The following is a 23,349-nucleotide window of genomic DNA, read 5'->3' on the forward strand; positions in this document are numbered from 1 at the left end:
GGTCAATGGAATTTAAACAGCTGCGCAGCTTTGTCGAAGTCATCCATCGGGGCGGTTTTACCCAGGCCGGCAAAACCCTGCACATCAGCCAGTCCGCCGTCAGCAAGCAGGTGGCCCAACTGGAGCAAAGCCTGGGCACGCCGCTGCTGGATCGTCTGGGTTCGCAGATTCGCCTGACGGCTGCCGGGCAGGTGGTGTTGCAGCGGGCAGAGGCGATGCTGCGCCAGCAAGCCGAGTTGCTCAGTGAGCTGGATGACTTGAATCAACTGACCCGTGGCGAGCTGCGCATGGGCCTGCCGCAATTGGGCGGCGACACGCTGTTCGCCGGGCTGTTTGCCGAATACCGACGGCGGTACCCGAACGTCACCATCCAGTTGCTGGAAGGCGGCAGTCGCAACATCGAGCAGGCGATCTTGAGCGGGGAGCTGGAAGTGGGTGGCAGCCTGATGCCCAGCGACCCGGCATTCGCCTGGCAAGCCTTCTGCGATGAGCCGCTCGACGCCCTGCTGCCGATGGACCATCCGCTGGCCGAGAACGCGCAGATCCGCCTGGAGGAATTGGCTGACACGCCGTTCCTGATGTACCAACGCAGTTTTGTGTTGAACGACCGCCTGCTACAGGCCTGTCAGCAACTGGGCTTTACCCCGAAGGAAAGCGGGCGCAGCGGCCAGGCAGATTTTCTCGCGGCCCTGGTGGCCGCCGGCCAAGGCGTGGTGTTGTTGCCCAGCGTGGTAGCCCGGGGCCTGGTGCGGCCCGGGGTGGTGCGCCTCACGCTCAAGGCGCCGGAATACCTGCGCTGGGACATTGCCTTTATCTGGCGTGAGGGCGCCTATCTGTCGAAAGCCGCCCAGGCCTGGCTGGCGTTATTGCGCGAATTCCCGGTCAACCGCGCAGTGCAGTGACCAACTCGGCCAGCCACGGTTCGGCGTCGGCTTCAGGGGTCACGCTTTCGCTGGCGTCCAGGCGCAGCATCGGCAGCACTTCACGTACGCCCAACTCCGCAAACAGCTCGCGCATTTGCTCGCCGCCGCCGCAGAAGGTGTCGCCATAGCTGGCGTCGCCCAGGCCGATCACCGCGCCCGGCAGCCCGCGCCAGGCGGCCGGCAGTTGGTCGCGAATGGTCGAATACAGCGGCTGCAGGTTGTCGGGCAGTTCGCCCATGCCGGTGGTGGAGGTCACGGCCAAAAAGGCTTCAGGGGCAAAGCCCTGTACGTCGGCGAGGGTTGCACGCGGGTTGTGCCAGGCGTCGAAGCCGGCCGCGTTGAGGATGCTGGCAGCGTGACGGGCGACTTCTTCAGCGGTGCCGTACACCGAGCCGGAAAGGATGGCGACTTTCATCAATCTGATCCTGTAGCTGACTAAAAGCCTGGGATATTAACAGCTGGGGCAAGTGGACAGGCGGCCGGCATGTCTTAAACTGCAAACTCCAACAATAAGCCATGGACCGCTCAATGATTAACGCCAAGCTGATGCAACTGGTGATCAACGCTTCCAACGACGGCATCGTGGTTGCCGAGCGCGAAGGCAAGGACAAGCCACTGATCTACGTAAACCCGGCCTTCGAACGGCTGACCGGCTACACCCTCGACGAAATCCTCTATCAGGACTGCCGCTTCCTGCAATCGGGTGACCGTGACCAGCCGGGGCTGATGGCGATTCGCGAAGCCCTGGACAGCGGCGGCGCCTGCCGGGAAATCCTGCGCAACTACCGCAAGGACGGCACCCATTTCTGGAACGAGCTGTCGTTATCGACGGTTTATAACCAGGCCGACAAGCAGACCTATTTCGTCGGCGTGCAAAAAGACGTGACGGTACAGGTCAAGGCCCAGCAGCGTGTGGCGCAGTTGGAAGGCCAATTGGCAGACCTCAGGGCGGAGCTTGCAGCACTCAAGGCGACGAGCGGATCTAACAAAAACTAGAAAACGCGGTCTTTAGAGAGATAATGGCGTTTTAATACCTCTCCCTTGAGCAAGATCAATGCAACGCGACGCGCTTTTGACGCAGGACGAGCTGGATTTTATTCAGACCATGCACCATAACCCGCAGCTCAACGTGCGGGATGCGTCGTCGAGCCTGACGGTCAACGGCGGTGCGCAGATTCGTGATCTGCTCACCCGCTTGGCCGCCCATGACCATGTCACCCTCCAGGCACAATTCGACAACCAGCAAATGACCTTTCCGCTGCAATTGGTGGAAGACGAGTTTCATGCCGTGCATTTGCGGCTGGGCGTACCGAGCATTTTCGAAGACGGGCCGATGATTCGACCGTGGCGCCTGGCGCTTGAAGAGCCGGTCGCGCTGGAAAATATCAAAGGGCAGCCCGGTGCACTGTGGGTGCATGAGGTGTCGTTCAAGGGGTTGCTGGTGGAAATCCGCGGGCGGATCAAGGCCCCAAAAACCTTTTCCCTGTGGTTCAGCCCGTCCGGCTACGAGCGCATCTCGGTGCGCGGCACCCTGGAACGGGAAAATGCCCGAGGGTTGTTCGCCTACCGTTTAAGCCAGAGTGATGTGGATGAAACCGAGCGCCTGCGCCAGTTTATCCTGCAGCAACACCGCTTGTTTCACCCCGAAGTCCACGCCTGAAGTCAGGTATCCAGGCTGCCGCGCAGAAACTGCTGCAGGCGGCGCTGCATCAGTCGACCTTCGTTGCCCAGGCAACCGACGGTCGACCCCCTCAATTGCTCCTGCGCCAACTCCGCCGCATCGCCCGCCAGCAAGAGCGGGCAATCCAGGGTCAAGGCCAGCCGCTCAAGGCGCCGGGGCAATTCCTGGGTAGGCGAGTGGTTGGAGAACACCACGAGGGCCTGTGGTCTGGTTTTTTCGCAGATCAGTGTCAATTCATCCATCGGCTGCCCCACGGCCAGGACCTTGACCGCCAAGTCGTCACCGCTCATCAGCAGGCCTGCGACAAGCAACTCCAGCTCTCGGCATTCCCCGGCGATGGCCGCCAGCAACACCCGCGGTGCGGCTGAGGCACAGCCTGTCTGCAGGCGCTTCCAGGTGCGGCTGCGCAGGAAGCCATCAAAAAACAGCCATTCACTGGCTTGGCCAAAAAGCCCCTGGTGCCGCAATAGCTGCTGCCAGAGAGGCATCAGGATGTCCTGGAAAACCACCGAGACTGGATAGGCCGCGAAAATCTGGCCATACAACCGGTCCAGCTGCCGGTCGTCGAAGGCTCCGACGGCCGTTCGCAATTGCTGCTGCCACTGATTCCATTCATGTTCAGCGCCTGTCGGCACAGCGGCAGCCACTTCCACTGGCTGATCATCACGGGCCAGGATTTTCCCGACCTTGCTCACCGCAACGCCACGCTCGATCCAGTCAAGAATGCGATGAACGGTCTCGATATCGGTGCGCGAATACAGACGGTGCCCACTTTCGGTGCGAACCGGCTGGATCAGCCCGTAACGACGCTCCCACGCACGCAGCGTGACCGGGTTGATGCCTGTCAATCTTGCCACTTCGCGAATCGGAAACAGTTCATCGGAATCAGCGGGGTTGCCAAGCGCCATATCAGGAGAGGGAGCAGTCATTACGGACATCTGGGCACTGAATCATCGATGAGAAGTTGGATCCCATTTAACGCCCATACAGCTGTCTGTTTCAAGTTCTGCGGCGAGCCGACCAATGCCGCTGGCGTATTTTTTCAAAACAGGAATAATCCTTGCCTGTTTTTTCAACGTGGCTGCTTACCCCGCAGCTTCGTTCGTGCGCCCCCTACCCGGCCCGGCGCACCTGATCCTTATGGAGATACACAATGTCTACCTCCCCTGTCACCCTGATGGTTGCGCGCCGCGTGGCCAAGGGTCGCTATGAAGAGTTGATGGCCTGGCTGCGCGAAGGCGAGCAATTGGCCACAGACTTCCCCGGTTACCTGGGCTCCGGCGTGCTTGCACCGCCGCCCAACGATGATGAATTCCAGATTATTTTCCGCTTCGCCGACGAAAAGACCCTGCATGCGTGGGAGTTTTCCGCATCCCGTGGTGCATGGCTCGGTCGTGGCAGCGAGCTGTTTGCCGCGCCGTCGGAACATCGCGTACGCGGCATAGACGGCTGGTTTGGCGCCGCCGCCGCACGACCACCGCGCTGGAAGCAGGCCGTGGCCATCTGGCTGGCATTTTTCCCGGTGTCGCTGCTGTTCAATTTCGGCCTTGAGCCGCTGCTCAGCGAGTTGGGTTTGTTGAGCCGCGTGCTGGTCAGCACCCTGGCGCTCACACCGCTGATGGTTTACTTCTTTATCCCGTTGTCGACCCACCTGCTGGCCGGCTGGTTGCATCCGGCTCCGGCCCGGGTAAAGGCCACCGAAGCCACCGCTTGAGTACAAGGGAGGCCGCTCGCTGGTATAGTTTTAGCCTGCCAGCGACCCGAGCCTCCCATGTCTTCCACTCCCGCCCCGATCCTGATCACCGGTGCAGGCCAGCGTGTCGGCCTGCATTGCGCCCTGCGCCTGCTGGACGAAGGGCAGCCGGTGATTTTCAGCTACCGCAGCGACCGTCCCGGCGTGCAGACCTTGCGCGAGCGCGGCGCGATTGGCGTGTTTGCCGATTTTTCTTCCGAGGCCGGCATTCTCGGCTTCATCGACGAACTGCAAAAGCACACCCAAAGCCTGCGGGCGATCATCCATAATGCCTCGGCCTGGGAAGCGGAAACGCCCGGCGACGAGAGCCGCGCCTTTGCCGACATGTTCAGCGTGCACATGCTTGCGCCGTACCTGATCAACCTGCATTGTGCGCACTTGCTGCAACGCTCCACGCCTGCGGATATCGTTCACATCAGTGACGACGTGACCCGCAAGGGCAGCCGCCAGCACATTGCCTACTGCGCCACCAAGGCCGGGCTCGACAGCCTGACCTTGTCGTTTGCCGCGCAGCTTGCACCGGATATCAAGGTGAACGGCATTGCCCCGGCGATGGTGATGTTCAACGAGGGCGACGACGCGGCCTACCGCGCCAAGGTCCTGGCCAAGGCGGCACTGGGCATCGAACCCGGCCCCGAGGTGATTTACCAGAGCGTGCGTTACCTGCTGGATAACCCTTATGTCACCGGTACCACCCTGACCGTCAACGGCGGGCGGCATATCAAGTAAGCCGTTTGCGAGGATGTTGTATGACTTTATCCCTGCCCCACCACTACCGCGAAATTCTCAAGGGCCTGGGTGAAGACCCGGAGCGCGAAGGGTTGCTCGACACACCAAAGCGGGCCGCCAAGGCCATGCAGTACCTGTGTCATGGCTACGAGCAGAACCTGGAAGAAATCGTCAACGGTGCGCTGTTTGCCTCCGACAACGACGAGATGGTGATCCTCAAGGACATCGAGTTGTATTCGCTGTGCGAGCATCACCTGCTGCCCTTTATCGGCAAGGCCCATGTGGCCTATATTCCGACCGGCAAGGTGCTCGGCCTGTCGAAGCTGGCGCGTATCGTCGACATGTTCGCCCGGCGCCTGCAGATCCAGGAAAACCTCACGCGGGAAATCGCCGACGCCATCCAGACCGTGACCCAGGCCGCCGGCGTGGCCGTGGTGATCGAAGCCAGGCACATGTGCATGATGATGCGCGGTGTCGAAAAACAGAATTCAACCATGAACACCTCGGTGATGCTCGGCGCCTTCCGCGAGTCGAACACCACGCGCATGGAGTTCCTGCAATTGATTGGACGGAGCAAGTAGCAATGCCACAACTTCAGCCAGGCATGGCGCGCATCCGGGTCAAAGACCTGTGCCTGCGCACGTTTATCGGGATCAACGAGGACGAAATCCTCAACAAGCAGGATGTGTTGATCAACCTGACCATCCTGTATGCCGCCCAGGAAGCCGTACGCGACAACGACATCGACCACGCGCTGAACTACCGCACCATCACCAAGGCCATCATCGCTCATGTGGAAGGCAACCGCTTTGCCCTGCTGGAGCGCCTGACCCAGGAAATCCTCGACCTGGTGATGGGCAATGCGTCGGTGCTGTACGCCGAAGTCGAAGTCGATAAACCCCATGCGTTGCGTTTTGCCGAATCGGTGTCGATCACCCTTGCGGCGAGCCGCTAACCCTATTGAATCCGTAGTGAGCCCCATGACTGATCAACAACGCCTCGAACTCGAAGCCGCCGCCTTCCGCCGGCTGGTGGCACACCTGGACAGCCGCAAGGATGTGCAGAACATCGACCTGATGAACCTCTCGGGCTTCTGCCGCAACTGCTTGTCCAAGTGGTACAAGGCCGAGGCCGACGAGCGCCAGATCGAGCTCAGCCTCGATGACGCCCGTGAAGTGGTGTACGGCATGCCGTACGCCGAGTGGAAAGCCCAATACCAGCAAGAAGCCAGTGCCGAACAGCAAGCGGCATTCGCCAAAGGAAAAAAACATGACTGACCTGAACACCCTGCGCGCCAGCCTCAACAGCGGCGAACACGTCTTCGCCGACACCCTGGCCTTTGTTGCCGCCGGTTATGACTACCAGCCACAAGCCTTCACCAACGGCAGCGTGGAAAACGCCGCCGGGCAGAACGAAGGTTCGTGCAAGACCCTCGGCCTGGCGTTGCTGGAAGGCTTGAACGACCAGGAAGCGCTGTTGGCGTTCGGTGAGCATTACCGTTCGGTGCAGGCCACGCCTGAGGGCAGTGACCACGGCAATATTCGTGCGCTGATTGAGCATGGGTTGGCGGGTGTGAAGTTCACTCAGCAGCCACTGACCCGCCGCTGATTCAATTGGATAACCCGGTTTAATGTGGGAGCTGGCTTGCCTGCGATAGCGGTGTGTCAGCCAACGCCGCTATCGCAGGCAAGCCAGCTCCCACAGTGATTGGGTTAACACTTCTGGACTGCGGTGCGGCATACATCGCGCGCATAAAAAAACCGGCCTCGCAGCCGGTTTTTTTGTTTCTACGGTTTAGAACGCAGCGTCCTTCAAACCGTCGAGGTAACGCTCGGCATCCAGTGCCGCCATGCAGCCAGCGCCGGCGGAGGTGATCGCCTGACGGTACACGTGGTCAGCCACGTCACCGGCAGCGAAGATGCCTTCGATGTTGGTGGCCGTCGCGTTGCCTTCACGGCCGCCCTGCACGATCAGGTAGCCGTCTTTGGCATCCAGCACGCCTTCGAACAACGAGGTGTTCGGGGTGTGGCCGATGGCGATGAACACGCCGTCGACTTTCAGCTCGTCGAAGCTGCCGTCGTTGTTTTTCAGGCGAGCACCGGTCACGCCCATGTTGTCGCCCAGGACTTCATCCAGGGTGGCGTTGAGCTTGAGGATGATCTTGCCTTCGGCCACGCGGGCATGCAGCTTGTCGATCAGGATCTTCTCGGCGCGGAAAGTTTCGCGGCGGTGAACCAGGGTCACGGTGCTGGCGATGTTGGCCAGGTACAGCGCCTCTTCCACGGCGGTGTTGCCGCCACCGACCACAGCCACCGGCTTGTTGCGGTAGAAGAAACCGTCGCAGGTCGCGCAGGCCGAAACGCCCTTGCCCATGAACGCTTCTTCCGACGGCAGGCCCAGGTAACGAGCGCTGGCGCCGGTGGCGATGATCAGCGCGTCACAGGTGTACACGCCGCTGTCGCCGGTCAGGCTGTAAGGCTTCTTGGAGAAGTCGACCTTGTTGATGTGATCAAACACGATTTCGGTTTCGAAACGCTCGGCGTGTTCTTTCATGCGTTCCATCAGCACCGGGCCGGTCAGGCCGTGGACATCGCCCGGCCAGTTGTCGACTTCGGTGGTGGTGGTCAACTGACCGCCCGCTTGCATGCCGGTGATCAGCAACGGCTTGAGGTTGGCCCGGGCAGCGTAGACGGCAGCGCTGTAACCGGCAGGGCCGGAACCGAGAATAATCACTCGCGAATGACGGGTATCAGACATGACTCACTCCTATCGACCGCCCGGACTACAGAACGGCTGGAATAAAAAAGGACCGCGAAGCACTTGGGGAAGGCTTGAACTCGCAGATCCTGAAAATAATGGGTGCAGCGTATAGAGGGAGGCAAGATTAAGGAAATACGGAATAACAATCCAGCTCATAGGTGGTCTCTATCCCGTGCCCTCTATTAATCGACACCTTTGTTACCGCTAATGTCGTGATGCGGGCCGTGCTTTCCCGGTCTTCGCAAAGCCGGTAAGGTCGGCGCGTTCGCCCCCATTGCCCGGAGTTACCCATGCCCGCCCCCGTTCTTTCAGGCCCACAATACCTGCGCGAAGGCCTCAAACTGGTGCTCAGCCCCGGCCTGCGCCTGTTCGTCCTGCTGCCGCTGGCAATCAATCTGATACTGTTCGTCGGGTTGATCTACTTCGCCGGCCATCAGTTCAGCCTGTGGGTCGACACGCTGATGCCCACCTTGCCGAGCTGGCTGAGCTTCCTCAATTATCTGTTGTGGCCTTTGTTCGTGGTGCTGGTGGTGCTGATGGTGTTTTTCACCTTCACCATGCTCGCCAACATCATCGCTGCGCCGTTCAACGGCTTTCTGTCGGAAAAGGTCGAAGTCGTGGTACGCGGCACCGATGATTTCCCGGCGTTCAGTTGGGCTGAGTTGGCGGCCATGGTGCCGCGTACCCTGGCCCGGGAAATGCGCAAGCTGGGCTACTTCCTGCCCCGGGCCATCGGCCTGTTTATCCTGTCGTTCATTCCGGTGGTCAACCTGGTGGCTGCGCCGCTGTGGCTGTTGTTTGGCGTGTGGATGATGGCGATCCAGTACATCGACTACCCGGCGGACAACCACAAGCTGGGCTGGAACGAAATGCTCGCCTGGCTGCGCCAGAAGCGCTGGCAGAGCATGAGTTTTGGCGGGATCGTTTACCTGGTGTTGCTGGTGCCGGTGGTCAACCTGCTGATGATGCCGGCAGCGGTGGCCGGGGCCACGCTGTTCTGGGTGCGTGAACAGGGCGCCGAGGCGATGCTCGTTAAAAAGCCCTGAGCCGTCACAAATCCATCATCCAAAAGACACAATGACGACATGGCCCGCGCCGACACTGTGGGTCATGACGACAGCTTCGCTCCACATCACCCTGATCACCGAAACCTTCCCGCCAGAGATCAACGGGGTGGCCAATACCCTTGGCCGCCTGTGTGATGGTTTGCGCGCGCGCGGGCATCAAGTCGAACTGGTTCGCCCGCGCCAGGGCAGCGACCAGAGCCGGCCCAGCGACGACGGCCTGATGCTCTGCCGCGGCTGGCCGCTGCCGGGTTATCCGGGGCTGCAATGGGGCCAGTCGTCGATGCACAAGCTGTTGCGGCGCTGGACCCGCCAGCGTCCGGATGTGCTGTATATCGCTACGGAAGGCCCGCTGGGTTTGTCGGCGTTGCGGGCGGCGCGGCGCCTGGGGATCAGCGTGGTGAGTGGCTTTCATACCAACTTTCAGCAGTATTCCAACCAGTACGGCCTGGGCATGCTGAGCCGGGTGCTGACCCACTATCTGCGCTGGTTCCATAACCGCTCCACCCTGACCCTGGTGCCCAGCGCCAGCCAGCGCCTGGAGCTGGAGCGTCGCCATTTCGAGCGCCTGGGCATGCTCGCACGCGGCGTCGACAGCCAGCTGTTTCACCCGGCCAAACGCGACAATGCGTTGCGTGAAAGTTGGGCACTGACCAGTGAGCAAACTGCCGTGCTGCATGTCGGCCGCCTGGCCCAGGAAAAAAACCTCGGGTTACTCAAGCGCTGTTTCGAGACGCTGCAGGACACCTATCCACTGCGCCAGATGAAACTGATCATCGTCGGTGACGGCCCGCAACGGGCAATGCTGGAAAAGGAACTGCCGGAGGCGATTTTCTGCGGCACCCTGCGCGGTGAAGAACTGGCCAGGCACTATGCGTCCGGGGACCTGTTCCTGTTCCCCAGCCTGACTGAAACCTTCGGCAACGTGGTGCTGGAGGCCATGGCGTCCGGATTGGGTGTGGTAGCGTACGACCAGGCAGCGGCGACTCAACACATTCGCCATGGCTACAGCGGCGTGTTGGCAATGCCGGGGGATGAGGAGGCGTTTTGCGATGCGGCCAAGTGGCTGCTGGAAGAGCGCGAGAGCTTGCGCCGGGTGCGCCTCAATGCGAGGCAACACGCCAGCCGTCAGGGTTGGCCGGCGATTATCGAGCAGTTTGAGCGGCAGTTACGCGGGGTGTGCGAGGACGAGCAACCGGTGCCCGCCCTGTCGCCCCTTACACCAACGTCGTCAACGCCTCACGACTGAACGGCAGGATGTCGCCTTCACGGCCTTCACGAACCTTCAGCGCCCAATCCGGATCCACCAACAGCGCACGGCCCACGGCGACCAGGTCAAACTCGTCGTTGTTCAGGCGCTCCAGCAGTTTTTCCAGGCTGGCCGGTTGCGCGACCTTATCGGTGTTGACCATGAACTGCAGGAACTCGCCATCCAGGCCGACGCTGCCCACAGTAATGGTCGGTTTGCCAGTGAGCTTGCGGGTCCAGCCGGCCAGGTTGAGTTCGGAGCCGTCGAACTCCGGCTCCCAGAAACGACGTGTGGAGCAGTGGAAAATATCCACGCCGGCGTCAGACAACGGCTTGAGGAATTCCCCCAGCGCTTCGGGGGTTTGCACCAGGCGCGCGGTGTAGTCCTGCTGTTTCCACTGGGAGAAACGCAGGATGATCGGGAAGTCCGGCCCAACGGCGGCGCGGATGGCCTGGATCAATTCGATGGCAAAACGCGAACGGTTGGCCAGGCTGCCGCCGTATTCGTCGGTGCGCTGGTTGGTGCCTTCCCAGAAGAACTGGTCCACCAGGTAGCCGTGGGCGCCGTGGATTTCCACGCCGTCCATGCCGATGCTCTGGGCATCCTTGGCGGCTTGGGCAAACGCGGCGATCACGTCCTTGATGTCTTGCACGGTCATGCCGTGGACGACGACGTTGCCGTCCTTGAGTTTTTCGGTGGGGCCGTAGGCCGGCACGCTGGCGTCCGGCTCGGTGCCGATGCGTCGTACGCTGCCCACGTGCCACAGTTGCGGAACGATCTTGCCGCCTTCGGCGTGCACCGCGTCGACCACTTTCTTCCAGCCGGCCAGGGCGGCTTCACCGTAGAAATGCGGGACGTTCGGGTAGCCGTTGGAAGCCGGGTGCCCGACCACGGTGCCTTCCGTGATGATCAGGCCTACACCGGCGGCGGCACGGCGGCGGTAGTACTCGATCACCTTGGAATTAGGTACGCCACCCGGGGAGAACGAACGGGTCATCGGCGCCATGACCACACGGGTCGGCAGTTGCAGTGCGCCGAGCTGGAACGGTTTGAACAAGGCTTGGACAGGCATGGGAGCACTCCATAAGAAAAGGAATTTATGATGTGGATAATATGGAGTGTGCAGCGTGCTGGATAGCACTATTGATTAGGGTGATTAAGGGGTAAAAGCGGGAAGACTTTGGTGACTGGCTTTTGTGGCAAGGGGCTTGTCCCCCGTTAGGCTGCGTAGCGGCCCCAGCAATGCCAAGAGGATAGCCAGATAGAGATCAGTGTCAGGTTTTAGGGCTGCTGCGCAGCCCAACGGGGGACAAGCCCCCTCGCCACAACAAGCTCTCTCACAACAAGAGAGCGTGTATCAGCTCAAGGCTTTTTCGATCGCCTGGATGATGGCAGGGTCATCCGGCGGCGTACGCGGCGAGAAACGCGCCAATACCCGGCCGTCTTTGCCCAGCAGGAATTTTTCAAAGTTCCAGGTGATGTCCCCGGGAAACTCCGCGCCCTCGCCCGCCAGCAACCGATACAGCTGGTGGCGATCGTGGCCATTCACCTCAAGCTTGCTGCCCAGGGGAAAGGTCACGCCATAGTTGAGGCTGCAAAATTCCTGGATTTCTTCTTCGGTGCCCGGTTCCTGCCCGGCAAATTGATTGCACGGCAGCCCCAGTACGGTAAAACCCTGGGCTTTGTATTGCTGATAGAGGTTTTCCAGCGCTGCGTACTGTGGTGTCAAACCACATTTGGAGGCGACGTTGACCACCAGCACGACTTGCCCCTTGAAGGGCGCCAGAGGCAGCTCCTGACCATCCAGGGCTTTGAGTTTAAGGTCGTGGAAAGCACTCATGACGAACTCCAGATATCCCATGTTCTTCGTAACGGCCATTCGAGATTACAGCCGCCAAGTCGGCAAGAATAGCCGCCAAATGAAAAAGGCGCCCGAAGGCGCCTTTTTCCAACTGACAGAGCGTCGCTCAGTCAATTAATGGTGGTGACCACCTTCGCCGTGCACGTGGCCGTGGGCCACTTCTTCCTGGGAAGCGTCACGGATAGCGACGATCTTCACCTGGAAGTTCAGGCGCTGGCCAGCCAGCGGGTGGTTGCCGTCGACGGTCACGTCGTCGCCGTCCAGGTCACGGATGGTGACGATTTGCATCTGGCCGTCCGGAGCGGAAGCGTGGAACTGCATGCCCACTTCCAGCTCGTCGACGCCTTCGAACATGCTGCGGCTCAGGGTGCTGACCAGTTCGGCAGCGTATTCGCCGTAGGCATCTTCAGGTTCTACGGCAACGGTCAGTTCGTCACCGACCTCTTTGCCTTCCAGGGCCTTTTCCAGGCCCGGGATGATGTTACCTGCACCTTGCAGGTAGACCAGCGGCGCGCCGCCGGCAGAACTGTCGATGACCTCACCAGCGTCGTTGGTCAGGGTATAGTCAATGGAGACAGCCTTATTGGCGGCGATCGGCATGGGGCGAGACCTTTTGCAGAAGAATGAAGAACGGACAAGTCTAAACAAGGATTTGCCCGAAAGCGAACACAACCCGGACGGACGGGGTCGAACAACTGACCCGACGGTCGTCGGATTTCACCAGGACGAAGACCGGCACTGGGTCGTCGAGCTTTCCTGCGGCCACACCCAGCACCTGCGCCACCAGCCACCGTGGCAATCCCGGGCGTGGGTCACGGACCCGGCGCAACGCCTTGAAAAAATAGACAAGCCCTTTACGTGCGGCTGGTGTGCGCAAGGCTCAGATAAAGATAACCTTGGCACCTGATTCCCGGTAGGCAGCCAGCCATAGGCCGCCACCGAAGCCATGCACCTCCAGAGAATTCGCATGCAGACTTTTTTTATCGCGCCCACCGATTTTGGTGTGGGTCTGACCTCCATCAGCCTTGGGCTGGTGCGTACCCTTGAACGGGCCGGGCTGAAAGTCGGCTTCTTCAAACCGATTGCCCAGCCGCACCCCGGCGACACCGGCCCCGAGCGCTCCACCGAGCTGGTGGCCCGTACCCACGGCCTCAAACCGCCCCAACCCCTGGGCCTGGCCCATGTAGAGCGGATGCTCGGCGACGGCCAGCTGGATGAGCTGCTGGAAGAAATCATCACCCTTTACCAGCAAGCCGCCGTGGGCAAGGACGTGTTGATCGTCGAAGGCATGGTGCCGACCCGCAGCGCCAGCTATGCGGCCCGGGTCAACCTGCACCTGGCCAAGAGCCTGGACGCCGAAGTGATCCTGGTCTCGGCCCCGGAAAACGAAGTGCTCACCGAACTCTCCGGCCGTGTGGAACTGCAGGCCCAGCTGTTCGGCGGCCCGAAAGATCCAAAAGTGCTGGGGGTGATCCTCAACAAGGTGCGCACCGACGAAAGCATGGAGGCGTTCTCGGCGCGGCTCAAAGAGCATTCGCCGTTGTTGCGCAGCGGCGATTTCCGCCTGTTGGGCTGCATCCCGTACCAACCGGAACTCAACGCCCCGCGCACCCGCGACGTGGCCGACCTGATGGGCGCGCAGATCCTCAACGCCGGTGATTACGAAAGCCGGCGCATGACCAAAATCATCATCTGTGCGCGCACCATGCGCAACACCGTGGAGCTGCTCAAGCCCGGCGTATTGGTGGTGACGCCCGGCGACCGCGACGACATCATCCTCGCCGTCAGCCTGGCCGCCATCAACGGCGTGCCGCTGGCCGGTTTGCTGCTGACCAGCGACACCCTGCCCGACCCACGGATCATGGACCTGTGCCGGGGCGCATTCCAGGCCGGGCTGCCGGTGTTGTCGGTGAGCACCGGCTCCTACGACACCGCCAACCAGCTCAACAGCCTGAACAAGGAAATCCCGATTGATGACCGCGAACGTGCGGAGATCATCACCGATTTCGTCGCCAGCCACCTCGACGCCCGCTGGCTGCACCAACGCTGCGGCACGCCGCGGGAAATGCGCCTGTCGCCGGCGGTGTTCCGTTATCAACTGATCCAGCGCGCCCAGGCCGCCAACAAGCGCATCGTGCTGCCCGAAGGCAGCGAGCCGCTGACCGTGCAGGCCGCGGCCATCTGCCAGGCGCGCGGGATTGCCCGTTGCGTGCTGCTGGCCAAGCCGGCCGACGTGGAAGCCGTGGCCCGCGCCCATGGCATCGAGCTGCCCGAAGGCCTGGAGATTCTCGACCCCGACCTGATTCGCCAGCGCTACGTCGAACCGATGGTAGCCCTGCGCAAAACCAAAAGCCTCAACGCGCCGATGGCCGAGCAACAACTGGAAGACACCGTGGTGATCGCCACCATGATGCTTGCGCTGGATGAAGTCGACGGCCTGGTCTCCGGCGTCATCCACTCCACCGCCAACACCATTCGCCCGGCCTTGCAGCTGATCAAGACGGCGCCGGGCTGCACCCTGGTTTCGTCGGTGTTCTTCATGCTGTTCCCGGAGCAAGTGCTGGTGTACGGCGACTGCGTGATGAACCCGCACCCCAGCGCGGCAGAGCTGGCGGAAATCGCCCTGCAAAGCGCCGACTCGGCCGCCGCATTCGGTATCACGCCGCGAGTGGCGATGATCAGTTATTCCAGTGGTGACTCCGCCACGGGCGAAGAAGTCGAGAAGGTCCGCGAAGCCACGCTGCTCGCCCACGAAGCCCAAAGCTCGCTGCTGATCGACGGCCCGTTGCAATACGACGCCGCCGCCAACGAAACCGTGGCCCGGCAACTGGCGCCCAACAGCCTGGTGGCGGGCAAGGCCACGGTGTTCGTGTTCCCCGACCTGAACACCGGCAACACCACCCACAAGGCGGTGCAGCGCAGCGCCGATTGCGTGAGCCTCGGGCCGATGCTGCAAGGCCTGCGCAAACCGGTCAACGACCTGCCCCGAGGGGCGCAGGTGGACGACATCGTGTACACGATCGCATTGACCGCGATTCAAGCCGCCAACCGACCTATGGATGTCTAAATGCTGGATTTTCTACCTGCCGCCGTGCGCGGGGTGATCGCCTCGCTGTTGCTGGCGTTGAACACGATCCTGCTGTGCTCGTTCCTGTTTATCGTGGCGCTGTTCAAGGCGTTGCCGTTTGCCAAGCGCTTCAGCGAGTGGCTGATGAACCAGACCCACGAGGCCTGGATCAGCAACAACAAGGCCTGGATGAACCTGGTGCGCCGCACCCGCTGGCACATCAAGGGCCTCGAAGGCCTGGACTACCAGCACTCGTACCTGGTGACCAGTAACCACCAGAGCTGGGTCGATATCATGGTGCTGCAATACGTGCTCAACCGGCGTATTCGCCCGCTGAAGTTTTTCCTCAAGCAGGAGCTGATCTGGGTCCCGGTGATCGGCCTGGCGTGGTGGGCCCTGGGCTTCCCGTTCATGAAGCGCTACACCAAGGCGTACCTGGAAAAACACCCGGAGAAGAAAGGCAAAGACCTGGAAACCACCCGCAAGACCTGCGCGAAGTTTCGCCACAACCCGGTGGGCATCTTCAACTTTGCCGAGGGCACGCGGTTTACCCCGGGTAAACATGCCCAGCAGAAGTCACCGTTTCGCTACCTGCTCAAGCCCAAGGCGGGCGGCATTGCGTTTGTGCTGGATGCCATGGGCGAGCAGTTGAAGTCGCTGGTGAACGTGACCATTCACTACCCTGCCGGGCGCCCGGGCTATTGGGCTTTGCTCTGCGGCAATGTGAAGGACGTTGTCGTGCAGTTTGAGGAAGTGCAGATTCCGGCCGGATTTATCGGCAAGAATTATGAGCAGGACGGGGAGTATCGGTTGGCGTTCCAGGGCTGGATCAACCGGTTGTGGGAAGAGAAGGACGAATTGCTCGCCAAATTGCACACAGATTATCCCGCCAGTCACTGATCAACCTGTGGGAGCGGGCTTGCTCGCGCCCACATTTGACCGAGTTGTTTTCAAGACCCCATAAAAAAGCCCGCCAACGTGGCGGGCTTTTTTGTGCGGATCTAAAGCTTAGATCGCGCCGCGCTGACGCAGCAGCTCCAGCACTTGCTTGACGCTGTCTTCCAGCGACAGGGCCTGGGTGTCGATCACCAGGTCGGCGTTCAACGGCACGTCATACGGGAAGGATTCGCCCGGGATGTTATCCCCGCCCGCCGCGTACAAACCTTGCGGATCGCGCTCGGCGCACACCAGCGGCGAAGCCTGCACGTACACGGTCAGCAAACGATCACCGCCGATCAGCGCCTTGGCCTGCTCACGGCCTTCGGCATCCGGGGCAACGAACGCAGCCAGGGTCAGCAAGCCCGCTTCGTTGAACTGACGCGCCACGTGGGCGGCACGACGCCAGTTCTCGGTACGCCCGGCACGGTCCTGCGGCAAGCCCTTGTTCAGGTCATGACGCAGGTTCTGGCCATCCAGCACAAACACCGCACGGCCCATGTCGAACAACTTGCGCTCGACCGCGTAGGCCAGGGTGCTTTTGCCGGCGCCCGACAAACCGCTGAACAACACGGTCGCCGGTTGCTGGCCGAAGCGCTGGGCACGTTCTTCGGTGGCCACGTGGGCCAGCTTGCCATGCTGAGCCGCGCTGCCATGGGTCACCGGCGGCGCGATGATCATGCCCGCGGCCACAGTGCCGTTGGTCAAACGGTCGATGACGATGAACGAACCGGTGGTGCGGTTGCTCGCGTAACCGTCCAGGGCGATGACAGCGTCGAGGCTGACCTTCACCCGGCCGATCTCGTTCAACTGCAAGGCGCTCGCCGGGCCTTCTTCCAGGGTGTTCACGTCCACGCGATGCACGATGCTGGTGATGGAACCCGGCACGTAGCTGGTGGCGCGCTTGATGTCGTATTTCTTGCCCGGCAGCATCGGTTCTTCAGCCATCCACACCAGCATGGCGTCGAAGGCGTCGGTCACTTGCGGCACGTTGTCGGCGTGTACCAACAGGTCGCCACGGGAGATGTCGATCTCGTCTTCCATGGTCAGGGTCACGGCCTGGCCAGGACCTGCGTTTTCCAGTTCACCTTCAAAGGTGACGATGGATTTGACGCGGCTGCTCTTGCCCGACGGCAGCACCACGACTTCGTCGCCCTTGTGCACGATGCCGCTGGCCAGGGTGCCGGCGAAACCACGGAAGTTCAGGTTCGGACGGTTGACGTATTGCACCGGGAAACGCAGGTCGGTGTAGTTGCGGTCGTTGGCGATCTCGACGGTCTCGAGGATTTCCATCAGCGACTGGCCGGTGTACCAGGGCGAACGCTCGCTCTTGTTCACCACGTTGTCGCCCTTGAGCGCCGACATGGGTACGAAGGCCAGGGTGCTCGGCTTGAACGCGATACCGTCGGCGAACTTCAGGTAATCGGCCTTGATCGACTCGAACACGCTTTGGTCAAAGCCGTTGATGTCCATCTTGTTGATGGCCACCACGATGTGTTTGATGCCCAGCAACGAGGCGATAAAGCTGTGGCGACGGGTCTGGGTCTGCACGCCGTAGCGGGCGTCGATCAGGATGATCGCCAGGTCACAGGTAGACGCACCGGTGGCCATGTTGCGGGTGTACTGCTCATGGCCGGGGGTGTCGGCGATGATGAATTTGCGCTTGGCGGTGGAGAAGTAGCGGTAGGCAACATCGATAGTGATGCCCTGCTCACGCTCGGCCTGCAGGCCGTCGACCAGCAGGGCCAGGTCGATATCGTCGCCAGTGGTGCCGGATTTCTTCGAATCGCGGGTGATGGCTTCCAGATGGTCTTCGTAGATCATCTTGGAGTCGTGCAGCAGGCGCCCGATCAGGGTGCTCTTGCCGTCGTCGACGTTGCCACAGGTCAGGAAGCGCAACATTTCCTTGCGCTCGTGCTGGCCCAGGTAGGCGAGGATGTCCTCGCTGATCAAATCAGATTGATGCGACATGACAGCCCCTTAGAAATAGCCTTGACGTTTTTTATCTTCCATCGAGCCTGCACCATCGTGGTCGATGACACGGCCCTGGCGCTCGGAAGTTCGCGTCAGGAGCATTTCCTGAATGATGTCCGTCAGCGTCTCGGCTTCGGACTCCACCGCGCCCGTCAACGGGTAGCAGCCAAGGGTACGGAAACGTACTTTCTTTTTGACGATTCGGGCTTTGTCTTCGTCGGACAGGTGCTCGAGGATCCGGTCGTCGTCGATCATGATCAACGTGCCGTTCTTCTCGATCACTTCGCGTTCGGCGGCGAAGTACAGCGGAACAATCGGGATACCTTCCAGGTAGATGTACTGCCAGATGTCCAGCTCGGTCCAGTTGGACAGCGGGAACACACGGATCGACTCGCCCTTGTTGACGTTGCCGTTGTAGACGTTCCACAGCTCCGGGCGCTGGTTTTTCGGGTCCCAGCGGTGCTTGCTGTCGCGGAACGAGTACACACGCTCTTTGGCGCGGGACTTCTCTTCATCACGACGGGCACCGCCGAATGCAGCGTCGAAGCCATGCTTGTCGAGTGCCTGTTTCAGGCCCTCGGTCTTCATGATGTCGGTGTGCTTGGCGCTGCCGTGGGTGAACGGGTTGATGCCCTGCGCCACGCCGTCCGGGTTGACGTGGGTGATCAGGTCCAGGCCCAGCTCTTCGACCATTTTGTCGCGGAACTTGTACATCTCCTGGAATTTCCAGCGGGTGTCGACGTGCATCACCGGAAACGGCAGCTTGCCCGGGAAAAATGCCTTGCGTGCCAGGTGCAGCATCACGGCGGAGTCTTTACCGATCGAGTAGAGCATCACCGGGTTATCGAACTCGGCGGCGACCTCGCGGATGATGTGGATGCTTTCCGCCTCCAGCTGTTTCAGATGCGTCAGTTTGTCGACCATGGTTACTCACGGAAAAACGATCTTATGGACGGCCAGCGGGCCGTGTTCGAGCGGGGCATGCTAGCACAGCGCCTGATTCTATTGAGGGAGCCAGCTAGATCGAAACGGTATATGAATATGCCCCGGGGTTTGGGGCACAGCTCCCACAAGGATTGGAGATTCCCCATTGTTTGGTGGTGTTTGTCAGATCGGGTTAGGGCAATCAATGAACAGATGTTCCAGGGCAAAACGCCGCGCCAGGTAATCACCCAACGCCTGCACACCATATCGCTCGGTGGCGTGATGCCCGGCCGCGATAAAGCTGATGTCGTTTTCCCTGGCACTGTGGAACGTCTGCTCCGACGCTTCGCCACTCAGGTACAAGTCCACCCCGGCGAGTACCGCCTGGTCGATATACCCCTGGCCACCCCCGGTGCACCAGCCGACGCGGCGGATCATCTCGCTGCCTTCGATCAGCAGCGGCTCGCGGCCCATGGCTTCCTGCACGCGGCGGGCGAAGTCGCGGGGCGACACCGGCTCGGCCAAGGAACCCACCAGCCCGACGACCTTGAGGTTGTCCGGGTCCAGCGGGCCTTCGACAGTGATGTCCAGTTGCCGGGCCAGTTGCACGTTGTTGCCGACTTCCGGGTGCAGATCCAGGGGCAAGTGGTAGGCCAGCAGGCTGATGTCGTGCTTGAGCAGGGTTTTCAGGCGGCGCTGCTTCATGCCGGTGATGCACGGGCTTTCGCCTTTCCAGAAATAACCGTGGTGCACCAGCACCAGGTCGGCCTGGGCTTCGACCGCCGCGTCCAGCAATGCCTGGCTGGCGGTCACGCCGCTGACGATGCGCAGCACCTGCGGCCGACCCTCGACCTGCAGGCCGTTGGGGCAGTAATCGGCGATTTTTGCACTATTAAGGTAGCGGTCCGCTTCCTCGACTAAGGTGCTCAGGGCTACGGCCATAAAAGACTCCTAAATATCCCGTTCAGAGGCGCTCACGGCCTCGTATAATGCGCGACATTATGGGCGCTCTCCCGTCCCCTGCAACCTGTCAGGATTTTTCTTAATGCTCAAGGCACTGCGTTTTTTTGGATGGCCATTGTTGGCTGGCGTGCTGATCGCGATGCTGATTATTCAGCGTTATCCACAACTGGTCGGCCTGCCGACTTTCGATGTCAACCTGCAACAGGCACCGCAGACCAGCGCGGTGGTACAGGGCCCGGTGACTTACGCCGACGCGGTGGTGATCGCCGCGCCCGCCGTGGTCAACCTGTACACCACCAAAGTCATCAACAAGCCGGCGCACCCGCTGTTTGAAGACCCGCAATTTCGCCGCTATTTCGGCGACAACGGGCCCAAGCAGCGGCGCATGGAATCCAGCCTCGGCTCCGGCGTGATCATGAGCCCGGAAGGCTACATCCTCACCAACAACCACGTGACCACTGGCGCGGACCAGATCGTGGTGGCCCTGCGCGATGGCCGGGAAACCCTGGCCCGTGTGGTCGGCAGCGACCCGGAAACCGACCTCGCGGTACTGAAAATCGATTTGAAAGGCCTGCCTTCGATCACCATCGGCCGCTCCGAAGGGCTGCGCGTGGGTGACGTGGCACTGGCCATCGGCAACCCGTTCGGCGTCGGCCAGACGGTGACCATGGGCATCATCAGCGCCACCGGGCGTAACCAGCTGGGCCTCAACAGCTACGAAGACTTTATCCAGACCGACGCCGCGATCAACCCGGGCAACTCCGGCGGCGCGCTGGTGGATGCCAACGGCAACCTGACCGGCATCAACACCGCGATCTTCTCCAAGTCCGGCGGCTCCCAGGGGATCGGCTTCGCCATCCCGGTGAAGCTGGCCACTGAGGTGATGAAGTCGATCATCGAGCATGGCCAAGTGATTCGCGGCTGGCTGGGGATTGAAGTGCAGCCGCTGACCAAGGAACTGGCCGAGTCGTTTGGCCTGACCGGACGCCCTGGCATCGTGGTCGCCGGGATCTTCCGCGACGGCCCGGCGCAGAAAGCCGGCCTGCAACTGGGTGACGTGATCCTCAGCATCGACGGCGAACCGGCCGGCGATGGCCGCAAGTCGATGAACCAGGTGGCGCGGATCAAGCCGACCGACAAGGTGGCGATCCAGGTGATGCGCAATGGCAAGGAAATCAAGCTGCAGGCAGAAGTGGGCCTGCGTCCGCCGCCTGCGCCGGTGAAAGAAGAAGAATAGCGGCTTCGGGAGCCCGCTCGCGGGCTCCTGTTACCTAATATTTCAGAAGAAAATTATTCTCATTAGAGATGTTATATTGTTTCAATATTGCTATTGGAACGCTCTATCATGCCGTCTCGAAGATTTGCCCCACTGGCCGGAATCGCCTTGGGTTTACTGGTAGAACCGGCCTACGCCGAAGACAACACCCCGCTTGAACTGGACGCCACCCGCATCACCAGCGAGGCATACGAATCGGCCACCGGCCCGGTCAAGGGCTATCGCGCCACCCGCTCCGCCAGCGCTACCAAGACCGACACCGCCCTGCGCGATATCCCACAGTCCATCAGCGTGATTCCCGCCTCGGTGCTCAAGGACCTGGGCAGCACCCACGTCGAGCGTGCCCTGGAGTTTGCCGGTGGCGTGTCCAAACAGAACAACTTCGGCGGCCTGACGCTTTACGAATACAGCGTTCGCGGCTTCACGACGTCAGAGTTCTACGTGGACGGTTTCAGCGCCAACCGCGGTTACCCGAGCACACCGGACGCGGCCAATATCGAACGCATCGAAGTGCTCAAGGGCCCCGCCGCCAGCCTGTATGGCCGGGGCGATCCGGGCGGCACGGTGAACATCGTCAGCAAAAAGCCGCAGCCCGAGGCCCTCACCACCGTGCAGACCAGCGCCGGCAGTTGGGACCGCTACCGCACCGCGCTGGACGTGAACACGCCGCTCGATAGCGAGGGTAACGTCTTGTCGCGGGTCAACCTGGCGGTGGAAGACAACCACAGCTTCCGTGATCACGTGGACGCCAAGCGGGTGTTCGTCGCGCCCTCCATCAGTTGGCAACTGGACCCGGACACCCGCCTGTTGGTGGAAAGCGAATTCGTGCGCCACCGCTCCACCTTCGACCGTGGCATCGTCGCGCCGAACAACCGCTGGAGCGGCGTTTCCCGCTCGACCTTCCTCGGCGAGCCCAACGACGGCGATATCCGCAACCACAACAACCGCCTGCAAGCCACCCTCGAACATCACCTCAACGATGCCTGGCAACTGCGCTTGGCCAGTCATTACAAACAAGGCAGCCTGTGGGGCGACGCTTCGGAAAACCGCCCACTGGATGCCGACGGCCACACCCTCAACCGCCGCTACCGGGAACGCTCCACCGGTTGGCACGACAGCATCACCCAGCTCGAACTGCGGGGTTTGTTCGACATCGGCAGTTGGCAGCACGAGCTGTTGATCGGCACCGAATACGAGGACTACCGCAAGAAAGAACGGGTGACCACCATCGCCGGCGGCCCCTATACCGTCGACATCTATAACCCGGTCTACGGCCAGTCAAAACCCAACGGCGAACGCTCCGGCACCAACTTTTTCGAGCAGGTGAAAAGCCAGGCGCTGAACCTGCAGGACCAGATTGTCTTCACCGATCGCCTGCGCGGGATGGTCGGCGCGCGCTTCGAACACTTCGAGCAGCACACCGACGACTTCGCCCGCAACCACGCCAAAAGCCGGCAAACCCACGACGCCCTGACCCAACGCGCCGGCCTGCTCTACCAGCTGACGCCTGAGGTGGGCCTGTTCGCCAATGCCTCCACCTCGTTCAAACCCAACAATGGCCTGGACGCCGGCGGCAAATCCTTCAAGCCGGAAGAAGGCGTGGGCTATGAAATCGGGATCAAGAGCGAGCTGTTCGACGACCGCCTGAGCACCACCCTCGCCGCCTTCCATATCGAGAAGGAAAATGTCCTGGCCCTGGACCCGGCCACCGACACCCAGCGCGCCATGGGTAAGGCCCGCAGCCAGGGCTTTGACCTGCAACTGACCGGGCAAGTGACCGACGCCGTACGGGTGATCGGCGCCTTAGCCTACATCGACGCCGAAGTGACCAAAGGCGACAAAGTCATCCCCACCGGCAGCCGGATTCTCGGCGTGGCCAAACGCAGCGGCAGCTTGCTGGGGGTGTATGAATTCCAGGATGGCCTGCTGCGTGGCTCAGACCTTGGCGCGGCTTTTACCTACGTGGGCGATCGCTCGGGTGAAGCCGGTGGCCGCTTTGAATTACCGGCCTACCACACCGTCGACCTGCTGGCCCATTACAAGGCCAGCGATAACGTCACCGTGGGCCTGAACCTCAACAACCTGTTCGATGAAAAGTACTACGAGCGCTCCTACAGCAATTACTGGGTCAACCCCGGTGAGCCGCGCAATTTCACCGTCAGCCTGACCCTCAACCTGTAAAAGGACGT

General features: G+C 61.3%; 25 protein-coding genes. 16 read left to right on the forward strand and 9 right to left on the reverse strand.

All coding sequences use genetic code 11. The features are described 5' to 3' along the window. The first annotated feature begins 5 nt into the window (after nucleotides 1-5). Complete coding sequence (locus MUM_RS0131680; RefSeq protein ID WP_010176980.1) at nucleotides 6-902, forward strand: LysR family transcriptional regulator; 897 nt, start codon at nucleotides 6-8, stop codon at nucleotides 900-902. Here MUM_RS0131680 and MUM_RS0131685 read toward each other — a convergent pair. Beyond that, nucleotides 883-1,338, reverse strand: a complete 456-nt coding sequence (locus MUM_RS0131685) for a flavodoxin (RefSeq protein ID WP_010176981.1) — start codon at nucleotides 1,336-1,338, stop codon at nucleotides 883-885. The two genes, MUM_RS0131680 and MUM_RS0131685, sit on opposite strands and share 20 nt — an antisense overlap. 113 nt (nucleotides 1,339-1,451) lie before the next feature. Here MUM_RS0131685 and MUM_RS0131690 point away from each other — a divergent pair, with 113 nt between their 5' ends. After that, nucleotides 1,452-1,919: a PAS domain-containing protein gene (locus MUM_RS0131690; RefSeq protein WP_010176982.1), complete on the forward strand. Its 468-nt coding sequence runs from the start codon at nucleotides 1,452-1,454 to the stop codon at nucleotides 1,917-1,919. Nucleotides 1,920-1,977: 58 nt separating this feature from the next. Continuing rightward, nucleotides 1,978-2,583 (forward strand): hypothetical protein, encoded by a 606-nt coding sequence (locus MUM_RS0131695; RefSeq protein WP_010176983.1) that lies wholly within the window; start codon nucleotides 1,978-1,980, stop codon nucleotides 2,581-2,583. A gap of 2 nt (nucleotides 2,584-2,585) precedes the next feature. Here the strand turns inward: MUM_RS0131695 and MUM_RS0131700 are convergent, their stop codons facing one another. Next, on the reverse strand, nucleotides 2,586-3,542 hold the full coding sequence (locus MUM_RS0131700; protein ID WP_029616184.1) for a MerR family transcriptional regulator: 957 nt from the start codon (nucleotides 3,540-3,542) through the stop codon (nucleotides 2,586-2,588). 215 nt (nucleotides 3,543-3,757) lie between these two features. On the opposite strand from MUM_RS0131700, the gene MUM_RS0131705 reads away from it, so the two are divergent. The 6 genes from MUM_RS0131705 to MUM_RS0131730 are packed head-to-tail and all read left to right on the forward strand — an operon-like array spanning nucleotide 3,758 to nucleotide 6,694. Then, a complete protein-coding gene (locus tag MUM_RS0131705; protein WP_010176986.1) occupies nucleotides 3,758-4,318 on the forward strand; it encodes an antibiotic biosynthesis monooxygenase in 561 nt (186 codons plus the stop codon). A 57-nt stretch (nucleotides 4,319-4,375) separates the two neighbouring features. Further along, nucleotides 4,376-5,086 (forward strand): dihydromonapterin reductase, encoded by a 711-nt coding sequence (gene folM, locus MUM_RS0131710; RefSeq protein ID WP_010176987.1) that lies wholly within the window; start codon nucleotides 4,376-4,378, stop codon nucleotides 5,084-5,086. Nucleotides 5,087-5,106: 20 nt separating this feature from the next. Then, entirely contained in the window at nucleotides 5,107-5,667 is a 561-nt protein-coding gene (gene folE / locus MUM_RS0131715; protein ID WP_010176988.1) for a GTP cyclohydrolase I FolE, read from the forward strand. A gap of 2 nt (nucleotides 5,668-5,669) precedes the next feature. Further along, nucleotides 5,670-6,041, forward strand: coding sequence for a dihydroneopterin triphosphate 2'-epimerase (gene folX / locus MUM_RS0131720; RefSeq protein ID WP_010176989.1), 372 nt, complete (start codon nucleotides 5,670-5,672; stop codon nucleotides 6,039-6,041). 25 nt (nucleotides 6,042-6,066) lie between these two features. Next, nucleotides 6,067-6,363 (forward strand): DUF1244 domain-containing protein, encoded by a 297-nt coding sequence (locus MUM_RS0131725; protein WP_010176990.1) that lies wholly within the window; start codon nucleotides 6,067-6,069, stop codon nucleotides 6,361-6,363. Beyond that, on the forward strand, nucleotides 6,356-6,694 hold the full coding sequence (locus MUM_RS0131730; RefSeq protein ID WP_010176991.1) for a HopJ type III effector protein: 339 nt from the start codon (nucleotides 6,356-6,358) through the stop codon (nucleotides 6,692-6,694). The genes MUM_RS0131725 and MUM_RS0131730 overlap by 8 nt, the downstream gene beginning before the upstream one ends. 186 nt (nucleotides 6,695-6,880) lie before the next feature. On the opposite strand, the gene trxB is transcribed toward MUM_RS0131730, so the two are convergent. Next, nucleotides 6,881-7,843: a thioredoxin-disulfide reductase gene (gene trxB, locus MUM_RS0131735; protein WP_010176992.1), complete on the reverse strand. Its 963-nt coding sequence runs from the start codon at nucleotides 7,841-7,843 to the stop codon at nucleotides 6,881-6,883. A 293-nt stretch (nucleotides 7,844-8,136) separates the two neighbouring features. On the opposite strand from trxB, the gene cysZ reads away from it, so the two are divergent. Both cysZ and MUM_RS0131745 read left to right on the forward strand, forming a co-directional pair. Beyond that, nucleotides 8,137-8,892, forward strand: a complete 756-nt coding sequence (cysZ, locus tag MUM_RS0131740) for a sulfate transporter CysZ (protein ID WP_010176994.1) — start codon at nucleotides 8,137-8,139, stop codon at nucleotides 8,890-8,892. Between the two features lie 64 nt (nucleotides 8,893-8,956). Then, on the forward strand, nucleotides 8,957-10,159 hold the full coding sequence (locus MUM_RS0131745; protein ID WP_010176995.1) for a glycosyltransferase family 4 protein: 1,203 nt from the start codon (nucleotides 8,957-8,959) through the stop codon (nucleotides 10,157-10,159). Here MUM_RS0131745 and MUM_RS0131750 read toward each other — a convergent pair. From MUM_RS0131750 to MUM_RS0131765, 3 genes are all read right to left on the reverse strand, one after another. Further along, nucleotides 10,128-11,231, reverse strand: coding sequence for an NADH:flavin oxidoreductase (locus MUM_RS0131750; RefSeq protein ID WP_010176996.1), 1,104 nt, complete (start codon nucleotides 11,229-11,231; stop codon nucleotides 10,128-10,130). The genes MUM_RS0131745 and MUM_RS0131750 overlap by 32 nt on opposite strands. A 285-nt stretch (nucleotides 11,232-11,516) precedes the next feature. Next, nucleotides 11,517-11,999: a glutathione peroxidase gene (locus MUM_RS0131755; protein WP_010176997.1), complete on the reverse strand. Its 483-nt coding sequence runs from the start codon at nucleotides 11,997-11,999 to the stop codon at nucleotides 11,517-11,519. A 135-nt stretch (nucleotides 12,000-12,134) separates the two neighbouring features. Further along, on the reverse strand, nucleotides 12,135-12,620 hold the full coding sequence (locus MUM_RS0131765; protein WP_003208457.1) for an FKBP-type peptidyl-prolyl cis-trans isomerase: 486 nt from the start codon (nucleotides 12,618-12,620) through the stop codon (nucleotides 12,135-12,137). Here MUM_RS0131765 and MUM_RS0131770 point away from each other — a divergent pair. From MUM_RS0131770 to MUM_RS0131780, 3 genes are read left to right on the forward strand one after another with little or no spacing between them, the layout of a single operon-like run. Next, entirely contained in the window at nucleotides 12,589-12,927 is a 339-nt protein-coding gene (locus tag MUM_RS0131770) for a DUF3565 domain-containing protein (RefSeq protein WP_003208456.1), read from the forward strand. The genes MUM_RS0131765 and MUM_RS0131770 overlap by 32 nt on opposite strands. A gap of 60 nt (nucleotides 12,928-12,987) precedes the next feature. Next, nucleotides 12,988-15,087, forward strand: a complete 2,100-nt coding sequence (pta, locus tag MUM_RS0131775) for a phosphate acetyltransferase (RefSeq protein ID WP_010176998.1) — start codon at nucleotides 12,988-12,990, stop codon at nucleotides 15,085-15,087. Then, entirely contained in the window at nucleotides 15,088-15,987 is a 900-nt protein-coding gene (locus tag MUM_RS0131780; protein ID WP_010177000.1) for an acyltransferase, read from the forward strand. It abuts the gene before it with no gap. Between the two features lie 108 nt (nucleotides 15,988-16,095). Here MUM_RS0131780 and cysN read toward each other — a convergent pair whose 3' ends face one another. The 3 genes from cysN to MUM_RS0131795 form a co-directional block, all read right to left on the reverse strand. Further along, the gene (gene cysN / locus MUM_RS0131785) at nucleotides 16,096-17,994 is read right to left on the reverse strand and encodes a sulfate adenylyltransferase subunit CysN (RefSeq protein WP_010177001.1); all 1,899 of its coding nucleotides are present in this window, start codon (nucleotides 17,992-17,994) and stop codon (nucleotides 16,096-16,098) included. A gap of 9 nt (nucleotides 17,995-18,003) precedes the next feature. Then, on the reverse strand, nucleotides 18,004-18,921 hold the full coding sequence (cysD, locus tag MUM_RS0131790) for a sulfate adenylyltransferase subunit CysD (RefSeq protein WP_005784641.1): 918 nt from the start codon (nucleotides 18,919-18,921) through the stop codon (nucleotides 18,004-18,006). A gap of 183 nt (nucleotides 18,922-19,104) precedes the next feature. Then, complete coding sequence (locus MUM_RS0131795) at nucleotides 19,105-19,863, reverse strand: Nif3-like dinuclear metal center hexameric protein (protein ID WP_010177002.1); 759 nt, start codon at nucleotides 19,861-19,863, stop codon at nucleotides 19,105-19,107. Between the two features lie 103 nt (nucleotides 19,864-19,966). Between MUM_RS0131795 and algW the strand changes: the two genes are divergently transcribed. Together algW and MUM_RS0131805 are read left to right on the forward strand one after the other, a co-directional pair. Further along, the gene (algW, locus tag MUM_RS0131800) at nucleotides 19,967-21,121 is read left to right on the forward strand and encodes a Do family serine endopeptidase AlgW (RefSeq protein ID WP_010177003.1); all 1,155 of its coding nucleotides are present in this window, start codon (nucleotides 19,967-19,969) and stop codon (nucleotides 21,119-21,121) included. Between the two features lie 108 nt (nucleotides 21,122-21,229). Then, a complete protein-coding gene (locus MUM_RS0131805) occupies nucleotides 21,230-23,341 on the forward strand; it encodes a TonB-dependent siderophore receptor (RefSeq protein ID WP_029616185.1) in 2,112 nt (703 codons plus the stop codon). The last annotated feature ends 8 nt before the right edge of the window (nucleotides 23,342-23,349 follow it).

The sequence above is a fragment of the Pseudomonas sp. PAMC 25886 genome (genome assembly GCF_000242655.1).
Taxonomy (GTDB): Bacteria; Pseudomonadota; Gammaproteobacteria; order Pseudomonadales; family Pseudomonadaceae; genus Aquipseudomonas.

What these genes read in the sequence shown, in the direction of transcription:
- MUM_RS0131805 (WP_029616185.1), top strand. Translation starts at nt 21,230, where the DNA reads ATGCCGTCTCGAAGATTTGCCCCACTGGCCGGAATCGCCTTGGGTTTA.
- MUM_RS0131745 (WP_010176995.1), top strand. Translation starts at nt 8,957, where the DNA reads ATGACGACAGCTTCGCTCCACATCACCCTGATCACCGAAACCTTCCCG.
- MUM_RS0131765 (WP_003208457.1), bottom strand. Translation starts at nt 12,620, where the DNA reads ATGCCGATCGCCGCCAATAAGGCTGTCTCCATTGACTATACCCTGACC.
- MUM_RS0131690 (WP_010176982.1), top strand. Translation starts at nt 1,452, where the DNA reads ATGATTAACGCCAAGCTGATGCAACTGGTGATCAACGCTTCCAACGAC.
- cysD (WP_005784641.1), bottom strand. Translation starts at nt 18,921, where the DNA reads ATGGTCGACAAACTGACGCATCTGAAACAGCTGGAGGCGGAAAGCATC.
- MUM_RS0131680 (WP_010176980.1), top strand. Translation starts at nt 6, where the DNA reads ATGGAATTTAAACAGCTGCGCAGCTTTGTCGAAGTCATCCATCGGGGC.
- MUM_RS0131795 (WP_010177002.1), bottom strand. Translation starts at nt 19,863, where the DNA reads ATGGCCGTAGCCCTGAGCACCTTAGTCGAGGAAGCGGACCGCTACCTT.
- MUM_RS0131700 (WP_029616184.1), bottom strand. Translation starts at nt 3,542, where the DNA reads ATGTCCGTAATGACTGCTCCCTCTCCTGATATGGCGCTTGGCAACCCC.
- folE (WP_010176988.1), top strand. Translation starts at nt 5,107, where the DNA reads ATGACTTTATCCCTGCCCCACCACTACCGCGAAATTCTCAAGGGCCTG.
- MUM_RS0131750 (WP_010176996.1), bottom strand. Translation starts at nt 11,231, where the DNA reads ATGCCTGTCCAAGCCTTGTTCAAACCGTTCCAGCTCGGCGCACTGCAA.
- MUM_RS0131685 (WP_010176981.1), bottom strand. Translation starts at nt 1,338, where the DNA reads ATGAAAGTCGCCATCCTTTCCGGCTCGGTGTACGGCACCGCTGAAGAA.
- folM (WP_010176987.1), top strand. Translation starts at nt 4,376, where the DNA reads ATGTCTTCCACTCCCGCCCCGATCCTGATCACCGGTGCAGGCCAGCGT.
- MUM_RS0131755 (WP_010176997.1), bottom strand. Translation starts at nt 11,999, where the DNA reads ATGAGTGCTTTCCACGACCTTAAACTCAAAGCCCTGGATGGTCAGGAG.
- MUM_RS0131770 (WP_003208456.1), top strand. Translation starts at nt 12,589, where the DNA reads ATGGAGACAGCCTTATTGGCGGCGATCGGCATGGGGCGAGACCTTTTG.
- MUM_RS0131725 (WP_010176990.1), top strand. Translation starts at nt 6,067, where the DNA reads ATGACTGATCAACAACGCCTCGAACTCGAAGCCGCCGCCTTCCGCCGG.
- trxB (WP_010176992.1), bottom strand. Translation starts at nt 7,843, where the DNA reads ATGTCTGATACCCGTCATTCGCGAGTGATTATTCTCGGTTCCGGCCCT.
- algW (WP_010177003.1), top strand. Translation starts at nt 19,967, where the DNA reads ATGCTCAAGGCACTGCGTTTTTTTGGATGGCCATTGTTGGCTGGCGTG.
- MUM_RS0131705 (WP_010176986.1), top strand. Translation starts at nt 3,758, where the DNA reads ATGTCTACCTCCCCTGTCACCCTGATGGTTGCGCGCCGCGTGGCCAAG.
- MUM_RS0131695 (WP_010176983.1), top strand. Translation starts at nt 1,978, where the DNA reads ATGCAACGCGACGCGCTTTTGACGCAGGACGAGCTGGATTTTATTCAG.
- MUM_RS0131780 (WP_010177000.1), top strand. Translation starts at nt 15,088, where the DNA reads ATGCTGGATTTTCTACCTGCCGCCGTGCGCGGGGTGATCGCCTCGCTG.
- MUM_RS0131730 (WP_010176991.1), top strand. Translation starts at nt 6,356, where the DNA reads ATGACTGACCTGAACACCCTGCGCGCCAGCCTCAACAGCGGCGAACAC.
- folX (WP_010176989.1), top strand. Translation starts at nt 5,670, where the DNA reads ATGCCACAACTTCAGCCAGGCATGGCGCGCATCCGGGTCAAAGACCTG.
- cysZ (WP_010176994.1), top strand. Translation starts at nt 8,137, where the DNA reads ATGCCCGCCCCCGTTCTTTCAGGCCCACAATACCTGCGCGAAGGCCTC.
- cysN (WP_010177001.1), bottom strand. Translation starts at nt 17,994, where the DNA reads ATGTCGCATCAATCTGATTTGATCAGCGAGGACATCCTCGCCTACCTG.
- pta (WP_010176998.1), top strand. Translation starts at nt 12,988, where the DNA reads ATGCAGACTTTTTTTATCGCGCCCACCGATTTTGGTGTGGGTCTGACC.